Below are 20,107 nucleotides of genomic sequence, written 5' to 3' on the forward strand. Positions count from 1 at the left end.
CGCTCTAGGGCGCTCTTTTTGCATTTATCCATTAACGTTTTGAGTTACGTTCGAAAGCGTTAGCTCCTGAACTTAAGCTTGTTGCTTGCTTAACTCGGTCGCTTCTTCAGCTTCAAACGCTGGTGCTGTTGGTTCACACTTATCAACGAACCAACCCATGTAAGATGTCACGATAGTCACGATGATACAGATGAAGCTTAACCACATGAAGGGTGCGTAAGACAGCGTCGCAACACCAAGAATACTCGCCATGTAGATACCGTTATCACTCCAGGGAACCATACCCGACGTTAACGTGCCACCAAACTCAGCATTACGCGATAGGTTCTTACGTTTGTAGCCTAAACGGTCGTAGTTTTTCGCACAGATTTTTGGTGTAAGGATTAACGATACGTACATTGCAGAACCGAATACGTTACCCATGAAAGCCGTACCAATTGTGCTAGTCGCTAGTGAACCTGCGCTGTTTACGCGGCGCTCAAACACCTTAGCGATTGTCTCTAGTACGCCCACTTTATCCAGTAAGCCACCAAAACCTAGACCAAATACGATAACCGCAACTGAACCCAGCATTGAAGACATGCCGCCACGGTTAAGAATCGAATCAATAAACTCTACGCCAGATGAGATTGAGAACGGTGCCCAAGCAGTGTTGAATGCCGTTAGGAAGTCGATATCTTGGATCATGACTGCCCAGATAATACCCAGCAGAGAACCAAAACTGATGACCGGGAATGAAGGCATACGGAAAGCCAACAGACCAAGCACGATAAGTACCGGAACGAATGAGTAAGGCGTGATGTAGAACTGAACTTCCATCGCTTTGATGACAGAGTCTACTTGGCTCATGTCAACGTTGCCCGCGTAGTGGAAACCAAACGCAGTAAACATGATGCCTGTAATCACGTAGCTGATTAACGCAACTGGAAGCATGCCTTTGATGTGTTCAACCACTTCAACACCAGACATTGAAGAAGCCAGAATCACTGAATCAGAAAGAGGAGACATCTTGTCACCGAAGTAACAGCCTGACAGCACGGCACCTGCAGTAATCGGTGCTGGAACACCTAGGCCTTGGCCGATACCCATCATCGCGATACCTGCTGTACCCGCAGCACCCCAAGAAGTACCGGTCGCCAATGCAGTTAGAGAACAGATGATCATGGTCGCTAAAAGGAAGATAGAAGGGTGGATAGCTTTCAGACCATAGTAAATGATAGTAGGTACGATCCCGCCTGAGATCCAAGTACCAACAAGAGCGCCAACGGCTAAAAGTATTAAAACCGCGCCTAAGCCATTGGATATTCCTTTGAGTGCTGCTTTTTCTAAGTCTTTGTATTGGTGTCCAAGACGAATACCAAGAACCATGATAATGAACCAGCCAATATACAAGGCAAGTTGAATTGGAAGGTCAAGCTTTGCAGTAAAGGAAAAAGCAAGGGATAGAAATAGTCCTAACGCGATGAATACCTGCAATAGGTTCGGTAGGCGAGTTTTACTCTGCTTCATAAAAGCCTCTTGTGATTTCGAGCATTTATAGTGCTTCGTTATAGTGTGTGGTGCAAAACGGACACTACAGTAATTAGTTTATTATATCGAAAAAATACGCCCAAGTTGTGATATTTGACTGTTAACTCAATCAATTGTGGTTTCATAATCTAAATTTTTGTTATATTCATGATTGTTACATGTTGAAATTTGTCGCACGTTGTTTTCGTTTTGTAAAATAAAACTCTGATTAACCTTGGTTTAAAAGAGGGATTTACTGTTTGTGATGAGCGTCGATTGAATCGACTTTGGCGATGTAAATGTTTGAATTTGACGATAATGGACGCTTAATCAATGAGGTGGAGATGGAATGTCGATACAGAGATAACTGCACGATTCATTACGTTCACTTAAAAGAAACGAAAAAGTTACACTTTTTGACAAAAAGCACTTGAGTTCTGTTTCTGAAAAACTTATAGATGGGGGAGAGCAATTTTTAATTTATACATGGAGAGTGAGCGATGAGAGTAGGTCTAGTTGGTTGGCGCGGTATGGTTGGTTCTGTACTGATGCAACGTATGGTTGAAGAGAAAGACTTCGACTTGATTGAGCCTGTTTATTACAGCACATCTCAGATTGGTATTCCTGCCCCTGTTTTAGGTGGTAAAGATGCGGGTCTACTTCAAGACGCTTTTGATATTGATAGCCTAAAACAGCTTGATGCTGTGATTACCTGTCAAGGCGGCGATTACACATCAAAAGTATACCCAGCACTGCGTCAAGCAGGTTGGAAAGGTTACTGGATTGATGCAGCATCTACTCTGCGTATGGATGCTGATTCAATCATCACTCTTGATCCTGTTAACTTGGCTCAAATCCAGCAAGGCATTCACAGCGGCACCAACACGTTCGTTGGCGGTAACTGTACTGTGAGCTTAATGCTTATGGCTCTAGGTGGTCTGTACGAGAAAGGCATGGTTGAGTGGATGAGTGCCATGACTTACCAAGCAGCTTCTGGTGCGGGTGCTAAGAACATGCGTGAGCTGATCTCACAAATGGGTGTGATCAACGACAGCGTAAGTTCTGAGTTAGCAAACCCTTCAAGCTCAATTCTTGATATCGATAAGAAAGTGGCTGATACGATTCGTTCATCTTCATTCCCAACAGACCAATTTGGTGCTCCGCTTGCAGGCTCACTGATTCCTTGGATCGATGTGAAGCGTGAAAACGGTCAGAGTAAAGAAGAGTGGAAAGCCGGTGTTGAAGCGAACAAGATTCTTGGTCTAGATGGTCAGCCAATCCCAATTGATGGTACTTGTGTACGAATCGGTGCAATGCGTTGTCACGCTCAAGCACTAACGATCAAGCTTAAGCAAGACGTGCCAATGGACGAGATCGAAGAGATCATCGCAACGCACAATGATTGGGTTAAAGTGATTCCTAATGACCGCGACATCACGGCACAGGAGCTAACACCAGCGAAAGTAACAGGCACAATGTCTGTACCTGTCGGTCGTCTGCGTAAGATGTCGATGGGTAACGACTTCCTAAACGCCTTCACGGTTGGTGACCAACTACTTTGGGGTGCTGCAGAACCACTACGTCGTACTCTGCGCATTATCCTTGCTGAGAAAGCGTAATAGGCAAGATTGCTTAAATTCTATTAGCTGATAAACCGAAAGGGTTGACGACAAACGTCAACCCTTTTTAGTTTATTGCTACCTCGTTATTCGGCCCTCGAAACTGCCCTTAAATCTCTTCGCATCTCGCTACTCGAATCTCGTGTCTGCTTTTATTTCTCGTCGGTGACGACACGCTTGTCTGGATCCGCTAATTCGCTAGCACAGTGCTTGCAATACATGGCGTCTGAATCATGACCCGCTCGGTTACAGTTCGGGCACTTAACCAATTCTTTGTGCGAGTTCATCTCATTACTGAGTTCTGCAGTAATGATCCCGGTTGGCACTGCTAAGATAGAGTAACCCAATAGCATGGTCAGTGATGCTATGGCTTTACCAAGCGCGGTCTGCGGCACCATGTCACCATAACCTACCGTAGTGATAGTCACGATGGCCCAATAGATACTGTGAGGAATACTGGTGAAGCCATTGTCAGGACCTTCAATAACAAAGATCAAGGCGCCAAAGATAACCACCAAGATGCCGACGGTGCTAAAGAAGATCAGTATCTTTCGTCGTGCCATTAATAGTGAGCGCAACAGAATATTGGAATCTTGCAGGTAGCGAACCAGCTTTAGAATTCGGAAGATACGCATCACACGCAGCAGTCTCACCACACCCATAAATGAAGCGCCTGGGAAGATGATTGCTAGGTAGGTCGGAAGAATCGCCAATAGGTCAACGACACCATAAAAACTGGTGGCGTAAGATTTTGGCTTTGGGGAGCAATAGAGCCTTAACAAATACTCAAGAGTGAAGAGTGCAGTGAAGGTGTATTCGATATAACGCAGCTGTTGTGACCATTCGGTCATCACATTAGGGATGGATTCTAAGATCAGAACCAACAGCGAAGCCAAGATTGCAACGATCAGAGTTATATCAAATGCACGTCCGGCTGGCGTGTGAGTACCAAAGATAATGACGTACAAATGATGCTTGAGTGGCTTGCGTGACATAAGGAGAGGTTCGTCTTCTGTTAAATGCATTAAACAGTCATTATACAAGCTTCATAATAACGAGGCGAGTGAAAGCCCAATTGCTTTACTCGCCTCATCTATATTTCAATATTGTTGCCCTTTATAGAGCAACCGAAATGTTGTTAAAGGTTATGCCAAGCCTGGGAACAGATTACGTAGGCCATTGGCGATGAACTCGATGCCCAATGCGCCAAGAATCAGACCCATGATACGAGTGATCACGTTGATACCCGTTTGACCTAAAAAGCGAACGATAACCGGCGCTGAACGGAACAAAAGCCAAGAGCACGTTGCGAATGCGATGATGCTAATGCCGATGCCGACCGTATCAATCGCGGCTGGATAGCGAGAACCATAAACAATGGTCGAGCTGATTGCACCTGGGCCTGCCATTAGCGGCATAGCAAGTGGAACAACGCCGATCTGCTCTTTGCTGATGTATTCAGACTTCTCTTGTTTGTTCTGCTTATCTTCACCGAGCTTACCGCTCATCATCGAAAATGCGATGCTCAGTAATAGTAAACCACCTGCAACACGGAATGAGTCCAGCGAGATACTAAACATATCAAGCAGCATTTGCCCCGCAACAAGAGAGACAATGAGGATCACGGCAACAGCAATGTTTGCTTGTAAGGCTGTCCTGTTCCTCTCTTCTGGCGGCATATGAGCAGTAAGAGAAACAAAAACAGGCATGATGCCGATTGGGTTTACGGCAGCAACAAGCCCAAGGAAGAATTGCATAAAAATTGCGAGTTCTAAGCCTTGCATGAGAGCGATCTCCAGTTAGCGTACTTAAGGTTGAAGGGTTGATCTGTGAATAGTTTAGGCGCGTAATGTAAGGGACAAACTCGATTTACGCGAATGAAAAAAACTAACTTGAAATGGGTGATTCTTTTTAGAAAAACTAATTGAATCTCACTTTTGTTTTAAGCCTGTTGCAAGCTAGTTGGTAGTGTTTAATTTTGTAATTTATTATTGAGTAACTGTTAACCGACGCACGAAATTAATAAAAATTATGTCAGAATCTAGCCCGTACAACGGTATGGATATACTCTCAGTAGCACGAATATAGCTGTATACATGTAATTTAACGGACTAAAAATGAAACTTTTTTACAGTTTATTACGCTATGTAGAAAAAAGTTGTCTGTTTGCTTGTTTTTTTCGCGAACGAAAAGTGTGAGTTTAATCTATATAAATCATGCTCTTAAGTTCATTTTTGCGATTGCCTTACTACTTTCTGGTTAATTCTTTTTGGGTAACTGATCTGGGTCAATTTTTTTCACACAGTGAAATAATATACTCAGCCCTGAAAGCAATTTACTAAGAACGTTGGTGTTTAAGGTTAACGGCAAGCAGCGAGTTTAATAAAAAGTTTTTAATATTTATTATTTTAGGAGATCCACCATGCCTGTAACTAACTTAGCGGAACTTGATGCTCTAGTAGCTCGCGTTAAAGCAGCACAAGAAGAGTTTGCAACATTCTCTCAAGAGAAAGTAGATGCAATCTTCCGCGCAGCTTCTCTTGCTGCTAACCACGCTCGTATTCCACTTGCTCAGCAAGCAGTTGCTGAATCTGGAATGGGTATTGTTGAAGATAAGGTTATCAAAAACCACTTTGCATCTGAATTTATCTACAACAAATACAAAGACGAAAAAACATGTGGCATCTTAGAAGAAGATGACAACCTAGGCACAATGACTATCGCTGAGCCTGTAGGTATCATCTGTGGTATCGTTCCAACAACGAACCCAACTTCTACAGCAATCTTCAAATCTCTAATTTCTCTTAAGACACGTAACGGCATCATCTTCTCGCCACACCCACGTGCAAAGAACTCAACTAACGACGCAGCGAAACTAGTTCTAGACGCAGCTGTTGCAGCGGGTGCTCCACGAGACATCATCGGTTGGATCGACCAACCATCTGTAGAGCTTTCTAACGCGCTGATGAAGCACGACGGTATCGCACTTATCCTTGCTACTGGTGGTCCAGGCATGGTTAAAGCAGCATACTCTTCTGGTAAGCCTGCTATCGGTGTTGGTGCTGGTAACGTTCCTGTCGTTATCGATGAAACAGCTGACATCAAACGTGCTGTAGCATCTATCCTAATGTCTAAGACTTTCGATAACGGCGTAGTATGTGCTTCTGAGCAAGCTGCAATCGTAGTTAGCGAAGTATATGACGAAGTTAAAGAGCGTTTCGCTTCTCACAAAGCTCACGTTCTATCTAAAGCTGACGCTGATAAAGTACGTAAAGTTCTGCTTATCGACGGCAACCTAAACGCTAAAATCGTAGGTCAACCTGCTCCAGCAATCGCTGAAATGGCGGGTGTTAAAGTTCCTGCTGATACAAAAGTACTTGTAGGTGAAGGTCTTGGTAAAGTTTCTTACGATGACGAATTCGCTCACGAGAAACTATCTCCAACTCTAGGTCTATTCCGCGCAGATGACTTCGAAGACGCAGTTGCTCAAGCGGTAACTATGGTTGAAATCGGTGGTATCGGTCACACATCTGGTCTTTACACTAACCAAGATACTAACGCAGACCGCATCCGTTACTTCGGTGATAAGATGAAGACTGCTCGTATCCTAATCAACATCCCGACTACTCACGGTGGTATCGGTGACCTGTACAACTTCAACGTTGCACCTTCTCTAACTCTAGGTTGTGGTTCATGGGGTGGTAACTCTATCTCTGAGAACGTAGGTCCTAAGCACCTTATCAACAAGAAAACTGTAGCGAAGCGAGCTGAAAACATGTTGTGGCACAAACTACCTAAGTCTATCTACTTCCGTCGTGGTAGCCTTCCAATCGCAATGAGCGACCTAGAAGGTAAGAAACGCGCATTCCTAGTAACTGACCGTTTCCTATTCAACAACGGTTACGCAGATGACGTAGTTAGCTTGCTTAAAGCACAAGGCATCGAAGTTCAAACTTTCTTCGACGTAGAAGCGGATCCAACGCTATCTGTTGTTGAGAAAGGCGCTGAAGCAATGAAGAGCTTCCAACCTGACGTAATCCTTGCTCTAGGTGGCGGTTCTCCAATGGATGCTGCTAAGATCATGTGGGTTATGTACGAGCACCCAGAAACTCACTTCGAAGAACTAGCAATGCGCTTTATGGACATCCGTAAACGTATCTACAAGTTCCCTAAAATGGGTCAAAAAGCTGAGCTTGTATGTATCACTACAACTTCAGGTACAGGTTCAGAGGTTACTCCATTCGCTGTTGTTACTGACGACAAGACTGGTGCTAAATACCCACTAGCTGATTACGAAATCACGCCAAACATGGCTATCGTTGATGCGAACCTAGTAATGAACATGCCTAAGTCTCTAACAGCGTTCGGTGGTTACGATGCAGTAACTCACGCTCTTGAAGCTTACGTATCTGTTCTAGCGAACGAGTACTCAGACGGTCAAGCTCTTCAAGCTCTTAAGATGCTTAAAGAATACCTACCATCAAGCTACAAAAATGGTGCGGCTGACCCAATAGCTCGTGAGAAAGTACACAACGCAGCAACTATCGCTGGTGTAGCATTTGCGAACGCATTCCTAGGTGTGTGTCACTCAATGGCTCACAAAATTGGTGCTGAGTTCCACCTACCACACGGTCTTGCTAACGCACTACTTATCTCAAACGTTGTACGTTACAACGCGAACGATAACCCAACTAAGCAGACTGCATTCTCTCAGTACGACCGTCCACAAGCACGTCGTCGTTACGCTGAAGTTGCTGACCACCTAGGCCTAAGCCAAGCTGGTGACCGTACAGCTCAGAAGATTGAACGTCTACTGACTTGGTTAGAAGAGCTTAAAGTTGACCTAGACATCCCACTATCTATCCAAGCTGCGGGTGTTAACGAGTCTGACTTCATCGCTAAACTAGACGAGCTAGCTGTTGAAGCGTTCGATGACCAGTGTACAGGTGCTAACCCACGTTACCCTCTAATCACTGAGCTAAAAGAAGTTCTAACAACTTCTTACTTCGGCCAACCATACGTTGAAGGCGAAACTTTCGAAGGTACTACAGTTATCCTTAAGAAAGCAGACCAAAAGCCAGCTGAAGCGAAAGCGCCAAAAGCTAAAAAAGAAAAAGCTAACGCATAATAAGTAAGCATTAGTTTTGAGATAAGTTTTCGCTAGCACGATACTTATCTATCGGGAAAAGATGAAAGCCCCAGTCGAGAGACTGGGGCTTTTTTTATGTTTGGTTCGTTTGTAAAACGGATTGAGAGGCAATAGCTCTGCTACTTAATATGAGCTGAGCCAGTCATGTTCAATTGGAATAGGGAGTTAAACCTCTGCCGCGACAACTCGCCCACTGAAGTAGTCATTCGAGACAATGTATTCGGTTGTTCTGGTCAGCTCGTCTTGCAGCTGCGCCCAGTGACATCGGTTGAGCTTGCCATCGGAGTTATGAACGGCGGGAACAACGCCACCGACTCGAATGCCAAAGGGAGTCAGCTCTTTCGCCCAACTATGGGTAAAGCCAGTGATCATTGAGTTTGCGCTCTCTAAGCCAGACACATCGTGAAAGTCATCATGAGATATCACATTCACAATCACGCCTTCCTTATCTTCCTCTCGCAATCTCTCAGCACTGATTTGCCCAAATGCGAACAGGGTCGATGCCATCGATGAGAGATCATTAATAAAGCTGCTCACAGGCTGATCGCCAATTAGGCTAGGCATTGGGGAGCTTATCCAGTTATTGACCAGCACATCGGGTGTCGTGTTGAAGGTGGTTTGAATAAAATCATATACGCTGAGAATCGCTTGGCTGTCATTGCCTTTGAGCGTGTAGTGGTAAACAGAGTCAGAAAACCGGGCACACTGTAGATACGTCGCTTTAAGTGCTTCCGTGTCTTTATCACAAAGGATGACGGTGGCTCCAAGGTTAACAAAGTGGTTCGCAATCGCCCCCCCCAGTAGCGAGCCGGCAGATGTCACCAATATGATTGAGCTTTTTATTTCCATCCCAGTACCTAAACAAATCGTCCATGTCGGATAAGGATGGGTTAAAATTTATACAACGGGTGTGAATTGGTTCAAACTAAGGTGTGCCAATTAATAAGTTTTTATGAACTTAGTGGCAAGTCACATTTTGTAGTAACTTCAAGCGGTAACCGACATCAGGTGTTTTTAGGTTGCCTAAGGCTAGTGGTTCATATCATTCGTGTGAATACTTTGAAGTGTGCGAGTTAGTCGAAGAAGAGCTATGGATAGACAGCGAAAAAGGGAAAGGTAGGTGATCGCTATACTTGAGCTTGAATTTGATACCGACGTTGCGCGGTGGTTAGCTCATTGTAGAGCGTGGCATGTGGCAAATCAGGTAAATGCTTGTTTGCGAGTTTGCGTCGGTCATGACCAGAAAGGTTTTGGTAAACCTCTTCGGGTAAGTCGGCTGTATCTTCAGGCATGAAGGCAAGCGCTTCAGGTTTCAAGTAATGGCTGAGTTTGGCGCTGGCAAGGCTAGCTTGATGAAAATGATTCGATTGCTGAGCTGAAATCTCATATGAAGACTGGTTTGAACGCAGTTGTTGAGGTTCTGCTACGCCAAATTGTTTGCGCAGGCGATCTTCATTTGTCTCTGTGATTTCAATGGTGTCAATTGGCGTGCAATCACGGACATCATTAGAAAACATAGATAACAGCAACGCGAAATCTGCACGGCGACCTTGCTCAACCGCTTGGCTGATCCCGATGCCGAACTTCAGTTCGTTGATGATTCCTGCTTTGTCTAAAGTATGTATTTGCATGTCGCCTCTCATTGGATACACCTTTAACGGCATGGAGTCGGCAAACTTTAGTGTTTAATTACAGGCAAATAGAGAATTTATGTAGGGTTGGGAAGAAGGCTATCAATAGTTCGAGAAGTAAGCGCTATTGGCGGGTTTATTACGAAATGTTTAGATTTTGTGGAACACGACAGATACAAAAAAGCTCACGCCGAGGCATGAGCTTTCAATAGATAACTCGCTATAAATAGCGCAGCGTAAGCAATAATTACTTAGCTAGGTTCTCTTCTACGAAAGACCAGTTTACTAGGTTCCAGAATGCAGCCATGTAGTCAGGGCGAACATTGCGGAAATCGATGTAGTAAGCGTGTTCCCATAGGTCAACAGTTAGAAGTGGAGTAACACCTTCTTCTGTTAGAGGAGTAGCAGCGTTAGAAGTGTTAACGATGTCTAGAGAACCGTCAGCTTTCTTAACTAACCAAGTCCAAGAAGAACCGAAGTTGTTGATTGCTGAATCAGTGAATTTCGCTTTGAATTCTTCGAAAGAACCGAATGCAGCGTTGATAGCTTCTGCAACAGCGCCAGTTGGTTCGCCGCCCGCTTTAGGAGCAAGACAGTGCCAGTAGAACGTGTGGTTCCAGATTTGAGCAGCGTTATTGAAAACACCACCAGTAGAAGTCTTAACGATCTCTTCTAGTGTTTTGCCTTCAAACTCAGTACCTGGGATAAGGCCGTTTAGCTTAACAACGTAAGTGTTGTGGTGCTTACCGTGGTGGAAATCTAGCGTTTCTGCTGAGATGTGTGGTTCTAGCGCGTCTTTCGCGTAAGGAAGAGCCGGTAGTTCAAATGCCATTGCTCAATTCTCCATTGATATGAAAGAGTTAACTCTTTCGATTGCTTCCAGTGATATTATTATTCATGGCTCGCTATACTGCCAACCATGGTCAATTTGCTGACTTGCGATATAGTTTAGCAAGTTTTTACTTTATTAAAAGCTTATTTCATTACTTTTGTGTGAATTGTTAGCTTAGCTTGTTAACCGCTTTTTTTATATGGTTTTTATTCTTTTAGTTTGGGGTAGAATAAAGGCAATAAAGCCGTAATCCATTAACGAGGAAGCAATGGAAACTATCGATAAAATCAAACAGCAAATTGAAGAAAACACTATTCTACTGTACATGAAAGGTTCTCCTAAGCTACCTAGCTGTGGTTTCTCTTCTCAAGCGTCTCAAGCTCTAATGGCATGTGGCGAAAAATTTGCTTACGTAGATATCCTACAAAACCCTGATATCCGTGCAGAGCTTCCTGCTTACGCACAGTGGCCAACTTTCCCACAACTTTGGGTTGAAGGTGAGCTAATCGGTGGTTGTGACATCATTCTTGAGATGTTCCAAAAAGGCGAACTTCAGCCAATCATCAAAGAAGCAGCGGCTAAAGTTGCTGGCGATGACGCTGAATAAGTTCTAGCCTTTGCGCTGAATAGTTAAAATGAGGGGCCTTAATCAGGCTCCTTTTTTGTTTGAATTGATCGAATCATTGACTCGATAAGGAATGAACAATGAACGTAAAACTTCATTATGTGCATGATCCAATGTGCAGCTGGTGTTGGGGTTACAAGCCAACACTTGAGTTATTGAAACAACAATTGCCTGCGAGCATTGAGTTTAACTATGTAGTGGGTGGTTTGGCCCCGGATTCTGATGAGCCAATGTCAGAAGAGATGAAAGGCAAGCTGCAAGCGATTTGGAAGCAGATCGAAGCTAAGTTGGGTACTGAGTTTAACCATGATTTTTGGACAGAGTGCCAACCTGTTCGCAGTACTTACCCTGCGTGCCGTGCCGTGATTGCTGCAGGTTTTCAAGACCACTACGAAGCGATGCTTGAAGCGATTCAACATGCTTACTACCTTCGTGCGATGTTGCCACATAGCCAAGACACACATTTGCAGTTGGCTGAAGAGCTAGGTATGAATGTTCAACAGTTGGAAAATGACCTTTCTAGCAAGTTATTGGAAAGTGAGTTAGATGACCAGCTAGGCTTTAAAGAAGCGATGGGTGTATTTTCTTACCCGACCTTAATGCTTGAAGTGAACGGCATCTTTAGTGAAGTTGAATTGGATTATCATTCAACGGAAGCGACGCTTAAGTCTATTCGCGAAATTTTAGTGAGTAATGCTCCCGCTGCGTAATTCAGCGAGAGTCATCTGTATTCGCAATGATTTCTAAGGCTTACTCATCAGAGTAAGCCTTTTTTGTTTGGTGTCGCTAGTTCAATGAGAGTGAGCGGAAGGAAGAGTAGAATGAATCTCAGAGACAAAAAAGACCGCACGAGGCGGTCTTTATAAAAGTGAGCGTAGGACTGTTTAACTACAGAACCTAATTACAGAACCATGGCTGCAATCCAACCGAATACGATCAGTGGGATGTTGTAGTGCAGGAACGTCGGTACTACGGTTTCCCATACGTGCTCGTGTTGACCATCAGCATTTAGACCAGACGTTGGACCTAATGTTGAGTCAGAAGCCGGAGAGCCCGCATCACCAAGTGCAGCAGCTGTACCTACTAGAGCGATTGTTGCCATTGGCGAGAAGCCAAATGCTGCTGCTAGTGGAACGTAGATAGTTGCAAGGATTGGAATCGTAGAGAACGAAGAACCAATGCCCATAGTAACCAATAGACCAACAATTAGCATAAGTAGTGCTGCTAGAGGCTTGTTGTCGCCGATGCTTGTTGAAAGTGCTTCAACCAAAGATTCAACGCCACCTGTTTGCTTCATAACTGCCGCGAAACCTGCTGCTGCAATCATGATGAAACCGATCATTGCCATCATGTGAACGCCCTTGGTGAAGACATCTTGTGTCTCTTTCCAAGCAATAACGCCACCGAAGGTAAATACCATGAAACCCGCTAGAGCACCGATGATCATAGAGCCCGTCGATAGTTGAACTGTTAGCGCTGCTACGATACCAGCTGCTGCTACTAGGATGTGCTTCTTGTTGATCTCTTTCACTTCTGTTGAAACAACAGTGTGAGAGGTTTCTTTGTATTGGCGAGGCTTACGGTAAGTAAAGAATACTGCAGTAAGAAGACCGAAGATCATGCCCGCAGCGGGTAACAACATCGCCATTGGCACTTGGCTTGCTACTACGTTTTCAAGACCATTGTCGTGAAGGTTTTTAAGCAGAATGTTGTTTAGGAAGATGCCACCAAAACCAATCGGTAGCACCATGTAAGGTGTAATCAGACCAAAAGTAAGTACACACGCAACTAGACGGCGGTCTAGGTTCATTTTTGCGAATACGCCTAGTAGAGGCGGGATTAAGATTGGGATGAAGGCGATATGTACTGGAATCACGTTTTGCGAAGACATGGTCACTAAGATCAACGACGCAAGGATGCCGTATTTAAGACCAGTCGATGCCGCACTGTTCTCTTTGCCGTGAATGCGTTTGATAACACTTTGAGCAAGGAGATCTGTGATACCAGAACGTGAGATAGCAACAGCGAATGTACCAAGCATAGCGTAGCTAAGTGCAATCGTTGCACCGCCGCCTAATCCACTTTCGAAAGCCGCGACTGCGTCGTTCAAGCTCATACCAGAGGCTACGCCACCGATAATTGCACTGAACGTCAGAGCAACGACTACGTTTACGCGCATCAAAGCTAAAACAAGCATGATGCAAACTGAAATTACAACAGGATTCATATTATTCTCGGGATGTTGTGTTTTTTATGAAGGCAATACGAAAAAACGTTTACCGACTCTATTTTTTATTCTTCGTCAACAAGAGGCCAACCACCAAGGGCTTTCCATTTGTTTACAATGCCGCAAAATAACTCTGTGGTTTTTTGCGTATCATACAAAGCAGAGTGTGCTTCTTTGTTGTCAAATTCCATCCCTGCAGTGCGGCAAGCTTTAGCCAAAACGGTTTGACCGTAGGCAAGACCACTAAGAGCTGCAGTGTCAAAAGTAGCAAATGGATGGAAAGGGACGCGTTTAAGCTTACAGCGCTCACTTGCCGCATTAACGAAGTTCAAATCGAATGTAGCGTTGTGAGCAACCATGATTGCGCGACTGCAATCTGAAGCTTTTTGTTCTTTTCTCACTAGCTTGTAGATTTCTTTAAGGGCTTCTTGTTCCGACACAGCACCACGTAATGGGCTAAATGGGTCTTTAATTCCGTTAAAGTCTAATGCTGCCTGCTCTATATTTGCGCCTTCAAAAGGCTCAATGTGAAAATGAAGCGTTGATGCAGGGTGCAGATCTCCGTTCTCATCCATTTTTAATGTAATGGCACAGATTTCTAATAATGCATCGGTTTCAGCGTTAAACCCTGCGGTTTCCACGTCGATGACCACTGGAAAATAGCCGCGAAAGCGTTTTTTTAGGGTCAGAGCTTCGTTTTCTACAGTCATGTTAGCCCAAATAAGTGTGATTAAGGCTGCATTATTGCAGATAATAGCAGTGATAAAAACTAGGGAAGGGCAATAAATCTTAAATTACCTAACCCATTGCGGCTTGATAATTGCATATTTAAACGTGAGAGAAAAATGCGGCAATTGGCTGCATTGTTAAACGAATTGCTTAAGAGATACTCCACTTTATGAAGAAACAACTCATAACAGGTTCAATGCTATTTTCGCTACTTGTGTCGTCATCGGTCATGGCACAAGAAAAGCGTTACGGAGCATCTCCTCAACAGTCGACATGGGAGATGGTAGCCAACACGCCACTTGAATGTCGCTTGGTCCACCCAATTCCAAACTTTGGTGATGCTGAGTTCTCATCTCGCGCGAGTAAAAAAATCATTTTGGACTTTGAGCTTAAAATGCGCCGTCCAATGGGTGCGACGCGCAATGTAAGCTTGATCTCTATGCCGCCACCTTGGCGTCCGGGTGAAAGTGCTGATCGTATGACAACCATTAAGTTCTTCCAGCAATTTGACGGCTATGTCGGCGGTCAAACAGCTTGGGGCATCTTGAGTGAGTTGGAGAAAGGGCGTTATCCGACATTCAGCTACCAAGAGTGGCAGAGCCGAGATCAACGTATCGAAGTGTCGTTGTCGTCGGTGTTGTTCCAAGAAAAATACAATGTGTTCAGTGACTGTGTTGCTAACCTGCTGCCTTACAGCTTTGAAGATATCTCTTTCACTATTTTGCATTACGACCGCAACAGCGACCAGCTGAACAAGTCGTCGCGCAAAAGGCTGAGCCAGATTGCCGATTACGTTCGCTATAACCAAGACATCGACCTTGTGCTGGTGGCAACGTACACCGACTCTGTCGACAGCAAAGGGATTAGCCAAAACCTTTCAGAGCGCAGAGCAGAATCGTTAAGAGAGTACTTCAAATCTCTAGGCCTGCCAGAAGATCGTATCCAAGTGCAAGGCTATGGTAAGCGTCGTCCGATTGCGGACAATAACTCGCCAATTGGTAAAGATAAGAACCGACGTGTTGTGATCTCTTTAGGTCGCACACAGGTTTAAGCTAAACAACAGCTTGTTTTGAAATGACAAAGCCCGTCTTGATGACGGGCTTTTTTATGTTTTAAATTTGGAGTCGTTGTTTTAACGGAACTTGTTTAATTCAAGCGGAAGCGGGCGATCATTTCACAGTTGGTCGCGGTATCGATCTTTTCCACCATAGAGGCAACTTTAGGGTTTGGGTGGCGTTTCATGAAATCGATCAGCGCTTTCTTACAGCAACCAATAGAATCGATAAAGCTTGAACATTGAGTATTAGGGCACTGAGGGATCAGTGTGAGTACCTTTTCAGAAGCCAGTTGAAGATACTTGAGCTCGTATTCAGTGTCGCCAGCCCAACGCCAGAATTGAGCAAGATTGTGGCAAGAAATCACCGAAATCAGTAACCGCTCATCGGCTTGAATATCGGTGCGTTCTGTAATTTCTTCACTTAAGTTCAAAGCCTGCTGATAATGAAGAATACTTCGTACAGGATCGTCGAGCTGCAATGCAGTATCGGCAAGTAACGTGTGTTTTTCCCATTCGCTAATCATTGTATTACCTCACTAATCAATAGGTGGTTAATTTAAATGATAATCATTATCATGTAAAGTTTCATCAATGAGATTGTTAAGAATAATTGGTGAAGCATATCGATTATGGGGAGAGTGATAAAAAAGAAGCGAGCATAGTGCTCGCTTCTTTTTTATTTCATCAGGCGTTCAAACTCAACTTCTCAAAGAGGTTAAGGAATTAACCTTCTAGACCTGCGCTTGCTTGTTTGTTCTGAATCAGCTCAATCATGTAGCCATCAGGATCTTTAACGAACGCAATGTGTGTAGAGCCGCCTTTAACCGGACCCGCTTCTCGCGTTACGTTGCCGCCAGCTGCTTTAATCGCATCACACGTTGTGTAGATGTCATCAACACCGATAGCAACGTGACCAAAAGCAGAGCCAAGATCGTATTCCGTGGTGCCCCAGTTGTAAGTCAGCTCAATCACTGCGCCTTGAGATTCGTCGCCAAAGCCAACGAAAGCCAGTGTGTATTCGTACTCTTTGTTTTCGTTCTTACGTAATAGCTGCATGCCCATTACATTGGTGTAGAACTCGATAGACTTGTCTAGATCACCCACGCGTAGCATGGTGTGTAAAATACGACCGTTTGACATGATTTGCTCCTAGCTTGTTATTGGTTGTTTCTTTTATAGCACTATATATGAGCAAGCTCATAAGCAACACCAAAGAGATGATGAGTTTGGTCATATTTTCTTATTCTCATCATCTATCTTACTCTCCCCCTCTGCCTTTTTTCTTATTTGTATTACAAGAAATTAAAGAGTGACGGCCTTATTAATTTGTCAGTCACTAGCGCCTAATTCGCAGTTTTGCATAAATAGTAAGTTTGAGTGTTGGTCTTTTTTGTAATGGCCAAGAATGGCCTTGGTTGTTGAATTGTGACTTATATCTCCATCTTGTTGCTGATTTCCTTTCGTTTTTAAAATTGGTATCTAACTTTCCATTTTATCAATTTATGATTACGTCAACATCTCCCTGTTTATAGAAAGGTTATTCCGATGTTTTACTTCGTTATTAAGGAATTTTCGATAAAATACGCCGATAACCAATGGTTTTTACGAAAGTGCAAAGGGTATCTATTTTTTGTGCTTATCTTTTTTAAACAATAGTTTGGGCTTGTATTGTTTGTTTTATGTTTGATGTTTGATGTGGTTGTGTTTTCAAAGTAGTTGTCAAGTGTGTATCAAGTGTATCTTTTGCGATCTTTGCTAAATAGACAATCCTTACTATATAGTTTTTCAAGCGCACCAAATCGACTAAATATTCACTTTTGATTTGTGCGATTTTTCTATCACATAAGAATAAGTATTATTTTATTACATTAGCCTCGGCGTGAGGCATTGATGTGGAGTACTCAAATGACGAGTAAATGGTTTACACAACAAAGTTCAGATGTTTTAAACGAACTGAACGCAGATCAAACGACAGGTTTATCAACTTCTGAAGCGGATGCACGCTTAGAGAAGCACGGCACTAACGAACTGACTGCACAAGAGTCAGCTTCTGCGTGGGAACTGTATATTCATCAATATAAAAACCCACTGATTTTTATTCTAGCTGTTGGTGCAATCGTTTCTTGGTCTACTGGCCACGCGATTGATGCTATGGCTATTGCAGTGATTATCCTTATCAATACTGGTATCGCGTTCTGGCAAGAATTTAAAGCTCAGAAAGGGATGGAAGCGCTAAAAGAAATGGCAGCTCCAGAAGCCGAAGTGATGCGCGATGGTAAATGGATCAGTGTTCCAGCTAAAACCCTCGTTCCTGGTGACATCATCAAAATTAATACTGGCGATATTCTGCCTGCTGATGTTCGTATTCTTGAGTCAAACCGTCTGACGGTAGATGAGGCTGCACTGACCGGTGAATCTGAGCCAGTGAATAAGCAGTCTGAACGCCTTGAAGATGAGACCCTTGGTCTTGGCGATCAGAAGAACATGGGCTTCATGACAACAATCGTGACTACAGGTACAGGCCTTGCTGTGGTAACAAGCACAGGTATGCAAACTGAAGTTGGTCACATCGCTGATATGATGAACCAAACGGAAGAGACGAAAACACCAATGCAAGAGCGTATGGACACCATCGCACTCGCATTATTGGTTGTTGCTCTTGTGGTTGTTGCTATTGTTTGTGCTATCGGTGTTTACCACGGTATGCCATGGTTAGAAATCCTAACAACAGGTATCTCTTTATCGGTTGCCGCTATTCCTGAAGGTTTACCAACGGTGGTTACTATCGTATTAACGATGGGCTCGACTAAGATGGTTAAGAATAATGCTTTGGCTAAACAGCTAGCAGCAATCGAAACGCTTGGTTCTACAACCGTTATCTGTTCAGATAAAACCGGTACGCTAACACAAAACCAAATGCAGGTGATGAAAGCGTACGATGTGTCTGGTCGTTACTGGGATGTGTCAGGTAAAGGTTTTGATCCTAAGGGTGAATTCATTACCAAAGGTCACAATGTCGAAGCGACAAACAGCCCTGCAATGATGAAAGGTCTTGTTGTTGCAACGCTTTGTAACGATGCTGAATATGTAAATGCTGATGGTAAATGGACGGTTCGTGGCAACCCGACAGAAGGTGCACTAATTGTTGCAGCTGCAAAAGCAGGTCTTAAACAAGATGAAATGCTATCAACGGGTGGCTACTCAATCGTTAAGAAGTTCCCGTTCGATTCTGGTCGTAAGATGGCTTCTGTTATCGTTCGTGACCCACAAGGTAAGCACTTCCTAGCATTGAAAGGTGCGCCAGATGTTGTTCTTGGTAAATCAACCAGCTTCATGGTTGACGGTGGTTTCGTACCAACGGTTGGCTGTGAAGTTTCAGGCAACTTGGCTCTCGATACCGCACCGTCTCAAGAGCTTCATTTAAACTTTGAAGCGGCAATCCAAACCTTTGGTGGTGATGCTCTGCGTACACTTGCCGTTGGTTTCCGTGAATTAAAAGAAGAAGAGCTTGAGTTAGATTTCCCTGAGCTTGAAAAAGACGTCAGCATCCTGGGTATCTATGGCATCATGGATCCACCACGCCCAGAAGTACGCGATGCAGTAAATAGCTGTTATAGCGCTGGTGTTCGTACGGTAATGATTACCGGTGACCACGCAGTCACGGCAGCAGCGATTGCTCGTGAAATCGGAATCATCCGTAGCGAAGACGATCTAGTGGTAACGGGTGCTGAGCTTGACCAAATGGATGACGAGAAGCTGTTGTCTATCTGTTCTCAGGTTGCAGTATTTGCCCGTGTTACTCCAGAGCACAAGCTGCGTATCGTAAAAGCGCAGCAAGAGAACAATGAAGTTGCCTCTATGACCGGTGACGGCGTGAACGATGCGCCAGCACTGCGTCGTGCAGACATTGGTGTTGCGATGGGTATTACAGGTACGTCTGTTGCGAAAGACTCAGGTGACCTTATCCTGTTGGATGACAACTTCAGTACTATCGTGAAGGCGGTACGTCAGGGTCGTCAAATTTTCGATAACCTACGTAAGTTTATCCGCCAAGCACTTACAGCGAACGTGGGTGAGGTTTCGGTAATCCTATTTGCATTCCTACTCATGGGACCAGATGTAGTACTTCCGCTAACTCCACTAATGATTTTATGGGTTAACCTCGTTTCTGATGGTCTACCAGCACTCGCACTCGGTGTTGAGCCAGAAGAGAAAGATCTCATGGAGCGTAAGCCAGGCAAACGTGACCAAGGCTTCTTCTCTAATGGTCTAGGCGCTCGTATCCTAACTCGTGGTCTCGCATTAGGTGGTCTAAGCTTTGTGACATTCTCTTACGCACTCGACGGTGGTTACAGTGCTCAATACGCACAAACCGTTGCGTTTTTAACACTGATCTTTGCTCAACTTTGGAGCTTGTTCGATGCACGTACGTTTACAACGATTTATCGTAAGAATCCGTTCACTAACCACTACCTACTTGGTGCGGTGGCAGTATCGGCTATCTTGTCTTTAAGCGTTGTGTACACAAGCTTCGGTCAGTTGGTATTCAGCACAGAAGCGCTAGAGTTTAATCACTTAATATCGTTAATCTTCATTGCAGCAGTACCAACATTTGTTCTATCTGCTATCAAAGAAGTGACTAAAGTGGAGTTTATCTAAGACAGACTTCTTAGCTAAATAATTGAATCCCGCCATAAAAGGCGGGATTTTTTATGCCTGTTGTCTTGGG

Annotated in this window: 16 protein-coding genes; 6 read left to right on the plus strand and 10 right to left on the minus strand. The window is 44.1% G+C overall.

Annotation, left to right across the window (positions count from 1 at the left end):
- Positions 1–72: 72 nt before the first annotated feature.
- Positions 73–1,509 carry a Na+/H+ antiporter NhaC gene (gene nhaC / locus AB4249_RS09020; protein ID WP_017063453.1) on the minus strand — a complete coding sequence of 479 codons (1,437 nt, stop codon included), beginning with the start codon at positions 1,507–1,509 and terminating at the stop codon, positions 73–75.
- 500 nt (positions 1,510–2,009) lie between these two features.
- Between nhaC and asd the strand changes: the two genes are divergently transcribed.
- Positions 2,010–3,128, plus strand: coding sequence for an aspartate-semialdehyde dehydrogenase (gene asd / locus AB4249_RS09025; protein ID WP_017629874.1), 1,119 nt, complete (start codon positions 2,010–2,012; stop codon positions 3,126–3,128).
- A 152-nt stretch (positions 3,129–3,280) separates the two neighbouring features.
- Here the strand turns inward: asd and AB4249_RS09030 are convergent, their stop codons facing one another.
- Both AB4249_RS09030 and AB4249_RS09035 read right to left on the minus strand, forming a co-directional pair.
- Complete coding sequence (locus AB4249_RS09030) at positions 3,281–4,123, minus strand: ion transporter (protein WP_029235134.1); 843 nt, start codon at positions 4,121–4,123, stop codon at positions 3,281–3,283.
- A gap of 150 nt (positions 4,124–4,273) precedes the next feature.
- Positions 4,274–4,912 (minus strand): YchE family NAAT transporter, encoded by a 639-nt coding sequence (locus tag AB4249_RS09035; RefSeq protein WP_004734056.1) that lies wholly within the window; start codon positions 4,910–4,912, stop codon positions 4,274–4,276.
- 638 nt (positions 4,913–5,550) lie between these two features.
- On the opposite strand from AB4249_RS09035, the gene adhE reads away from it, so the two are divergent.
- The gene (adhE, locus tag AB4249_RS09040; protein ID WP_017061183.1) at positions 5,551–8,256 is read left to right on the plus strand and encodes a bifunctional acetaldehyde-CoA/alcohol dehydrogenase; all 2,706 of its coding nucleotides are present in this window, start codon (positions 5,551–5,553) and stop codon (positions 8,254–8,256) included.
- 186 nt (positions 8,257–8,442) lie between these two features.
- Here adhE and AB4249_RS09045 read toward each other — a convergent pair whose 3' ends face one another.
- The 3 genes from AB4249_RS09045 to sodB all read right to left on the minus strand — a co-directional run bounded on the left by AB4249_RS09045 (position 8,443) and on the right by sodB (position 10,740).
- On the minus strand, positions 8,443–9,126 hold the full coding sequence (locus AB4249_RS09045; protein ID WP_017063454.1) for an SDR family oxidoreductase: 684 nt from the start codon (positions 9,124–9,126) through the stop codon (positions 8,443–8,445).
- Between the two features lie 278 nt (positions 9,127–9,404).
- A complete protein-coding gene (locus tag AB4249_RS09050; RefSeq protein WP_276202729.1) occupies positions 9,405–9,908 on the minus strand; it encodes a VC2046/SO_2500 family protein in 504 nt (167 codons plus the stop codon).
- Between the two features lie 247 nt (positions 9,909–10,155).
- Positions 10,156–10,740 (minus strand): superoxide dismutase [Fe], encoded by a 585-nt coding sequence (gene sodB / locus AB4249_RS09055; protein ID WP_004734050.1) that lies wholly within the window; start codon positions 10,738–10,740, stop codon positions 10,156–10,158.
- 268 nt (positions 10,741–11,008) lie between these two features.
- On the opposite strand from sodB, the gene AB4249_RS09060 reads away from it, so the two are divergent.
- Positions 11,009–11,347 carry a Grx4 family monothiol glutaredoxin gene (locus AB4249_RS09060; RefSeq protein ID WP_004741702.1) on the plus strand — a complete coding sequence of 113 codons (339 nt, stop codon included), beginning with the start codon at positions 11,009–11,011 and terminating at the stop codon, positions 11,345–11,347.
- Positions 11,348–11,445: 98 nt separating this feature from the next.
- Positions 11,446–12,075 carry a DsbA family protein gene (locus AB4249_RS09065; protein ID WP_372099925.1) on the plus strand — a complete coding sequence of 210 codons (630 nt, stop codon included), beginning with the start codon at positions 11,446–11,448 and terminating at the stop codon, positions 12,073–12,075.
- Positions 12,076–12,266: 191 nt separating this feature from the next.
- Here AB4249_RS09065 and AB4249_RS09070 read toward each other — a convergent pair whose 3' ends face one another.
- Positions 12,267–13,592: a Na+/H+ antiporter family protein gene (locus tag AB4249_RS09070; protein WP_048611564.1), complete on the minus strand. Its 1,326-nt coding sequence runs from the start codon at positions 13,590–13,592 to the stop codon at positions 12,267–12,269.
- A gap of 65 nt (positions 13,593–13,657) precedes the next feature.
- Entirely contained in the window at positions 13,658–14,302 is a 645-nt protein-coding gene (gene rnt / locus AB4249_RS09075) for a ribonuclease T (RefSeq protein WP_017061178.1), read from the minus strand.
- A gap of 188 nt (positions 14,303–14,490) precedes the next feature.
- On the opposite strand from rnt, the gene motY reads away from it, so the two are divergent.
- Positions 14,491–15,372 carry a flagellar protein MotY gene (motY, locus tag AB4249_RS09080; protein WP_017063457.1) on the plus strand — a complete coding sequence of 294 codons (882 nt, stop codon included), beginning with the start codon at positions 14,491–14,493 and terminating at the stop codon, positions 15,370–15,372.
- A 95-nt stretch (positions 15,373–15,467) separates the two neighbouring features.
- Here motY and AB4249_RS09085 read toward each other — a convergent pair whose 3' ends face one another.
- Complete coding sequence (locus AB4249_RS09085) at positions 15,468–15,902, minus strand: DUF2753 domain-containing protein (protein WP_372102865.1); 435 nt, start codon at positions 15,900–15,902, stop codon at positions 15,468–15,470.
- 199 nt (positions 15,903–16,101) lie between these two features.
- A complete protein-coding gene (gene gloA, locus AB4249_RS09090; RefSeq protein WP_004734046.1) occupies positions 16,102–16,518 on the minus strand; it encodes a lactoylglutathione lyase in 417 nt (138 codons plus the stop codon).
- A gap of 765 nt (positions 16,519–17,283) precedes the next feature.
- Between gloA and AB4249_RS09095 the strand changes: the two genes are divergently transcribed.
- On the plus strand, positions 17,284–20,037 hold the full coding sequence (locus AB4249_RS09095; RefSeq protein ID WP_017061173.1) for a cation-transporting P-type ATPase: 2,754 nt from the start codon (positions 17,284–17,286) through the stop codon (positions 20,035–20,037).
- Positions 20,038–20,107: the final 70 nt, after the last annotated feature.

The sequence above is a fragment of the Vibrio sp. 10N.261.55.F4 genome (genome assembly GCF_041470465.1).
Classification (GTDB): domain Bacteria; phylum Pseudomonadota; class Gammaproteobacteria; order Enterobacterales; family Vibrionaceae; genus Vibrio; species Vibrio crassostreae_C.

What these genes read in the sequence shown, in the direction of transcription:
- nhaC (WP_017063453.1), bottom strand. Translation starts at nt 1,509, where the DNA reads ATGAAGCAGAGTAAAACTCGCCTACCGAACCTATTGCAGGTATTCATC.
- asd (WP_017629874.1), top strand. Translation starts at nt 2,010, where the DNA reads ATGAGAGTAGGTCTAGTTGGTTGGCGCGGTATGGTTGGTTCTGTACTG.
- AB4249_RS09030 (WP_029235134.1), bottom strand. Translation starts at nt 4,123, where the DNA reads ATGTCACGCAAGCCACTCAAGCATCATTTGTACGTCATTATCTTTGGT.
- AB4249_RS09035 (WP_004734056.1), bottom strand. Translation starts at nt 4,912, where the DNA reads ATGCAAGGCTTAGAACTCGCAATTTTTATGCAATTCTTCCTTGGGCTT.
- adhE (WP_017061183.1), top strand. Translation starts at nt 5,551, where the DNA reads ATGCCTGTAACTAACTTAGCGGAACTTGATGCTCTAGTAGCTCGCGTT.
- AB4249_RS09045 (WP_017063454.1), bottom strand. Translation starts at nt 9,126, where the DNA reads ATGGAAATAAAAAGCTCAATCATATTGGTGACATCTGCCGGCTCGCTA.
- AB4249_RS09050 (WP_276202729.1), bottom strand. Translation starts at nt 9,908, where the DNA reads ATGCAAATACATACTTTAGACAAAGCAGGAATCATCAACGAACTGAAG.
- sodB (WP_004734050.1), bottom strand. Translation starts at nt 10,740, where the DNA reads ATGGCATTTGAACTACCGGCTCTTCCTTACGCGAAAGACGCGCTAGAA.
- AB4249_RS09060 (WP_004741702.1), top strand. Translation starts at nt 11,009, where the DNA reads ATGGAAACTATCGATAAAATCAAACAGCAAATTGAAGAAAACACTATT.
- AB4249_RS09065 (WP_372099925.1), top strand. Translation starts at nt 11,446, where the DNA reads ATGAACGTAAAACTTCATTATGTGCATGATCCAATGTGCAGCTGGTGT.
- AB4249_RS09070 (WP_048611564.1), bottom strand. Translation starts at nt 13,592, where the DNA reads ATGAATCCTGTTGTAATTTCAGTTTGCATCATGCTTGTTTTAGCTTTG.
- rnt (WP_017061178.1), bottom strand. Translation starts at nt 14,302, where the DNA reads ATGACTGTAGAAAACGAAGCTCTGACCCTAAAAAAACGCTTTCGCGGC.
- motY (WP_017063457.1), top strand. Translation starts at nt 14,491, where the DNA reads ATGAAGAAACAACTCATAACAGGTTCAATGCTATTTTCGCTACTTGTG.
- AB4249_RS09085 (WP_372102865.1), bottom strand. Translation starts at nt 15,902, where the DNA reads ATGATTAGCGAATGGGAAAAACACACGTTACTTGCCGATACTGCATTG.
- gloA (WP_004734046.1), bottom strand. Translation starts at nt 16,518, where the DNA reads ATGTCAAACGGTCGTATTTTACACACCATGCTACGCGTGGGTGATCTA.
- AB4249_RS09095 (WP_017061173.1), top strand. Translation starts at nt 17,284, where the DNA reads ATGACGAGTAAATGGTTTACACAACAAAGTTCAGATGTTTTAAACGAA.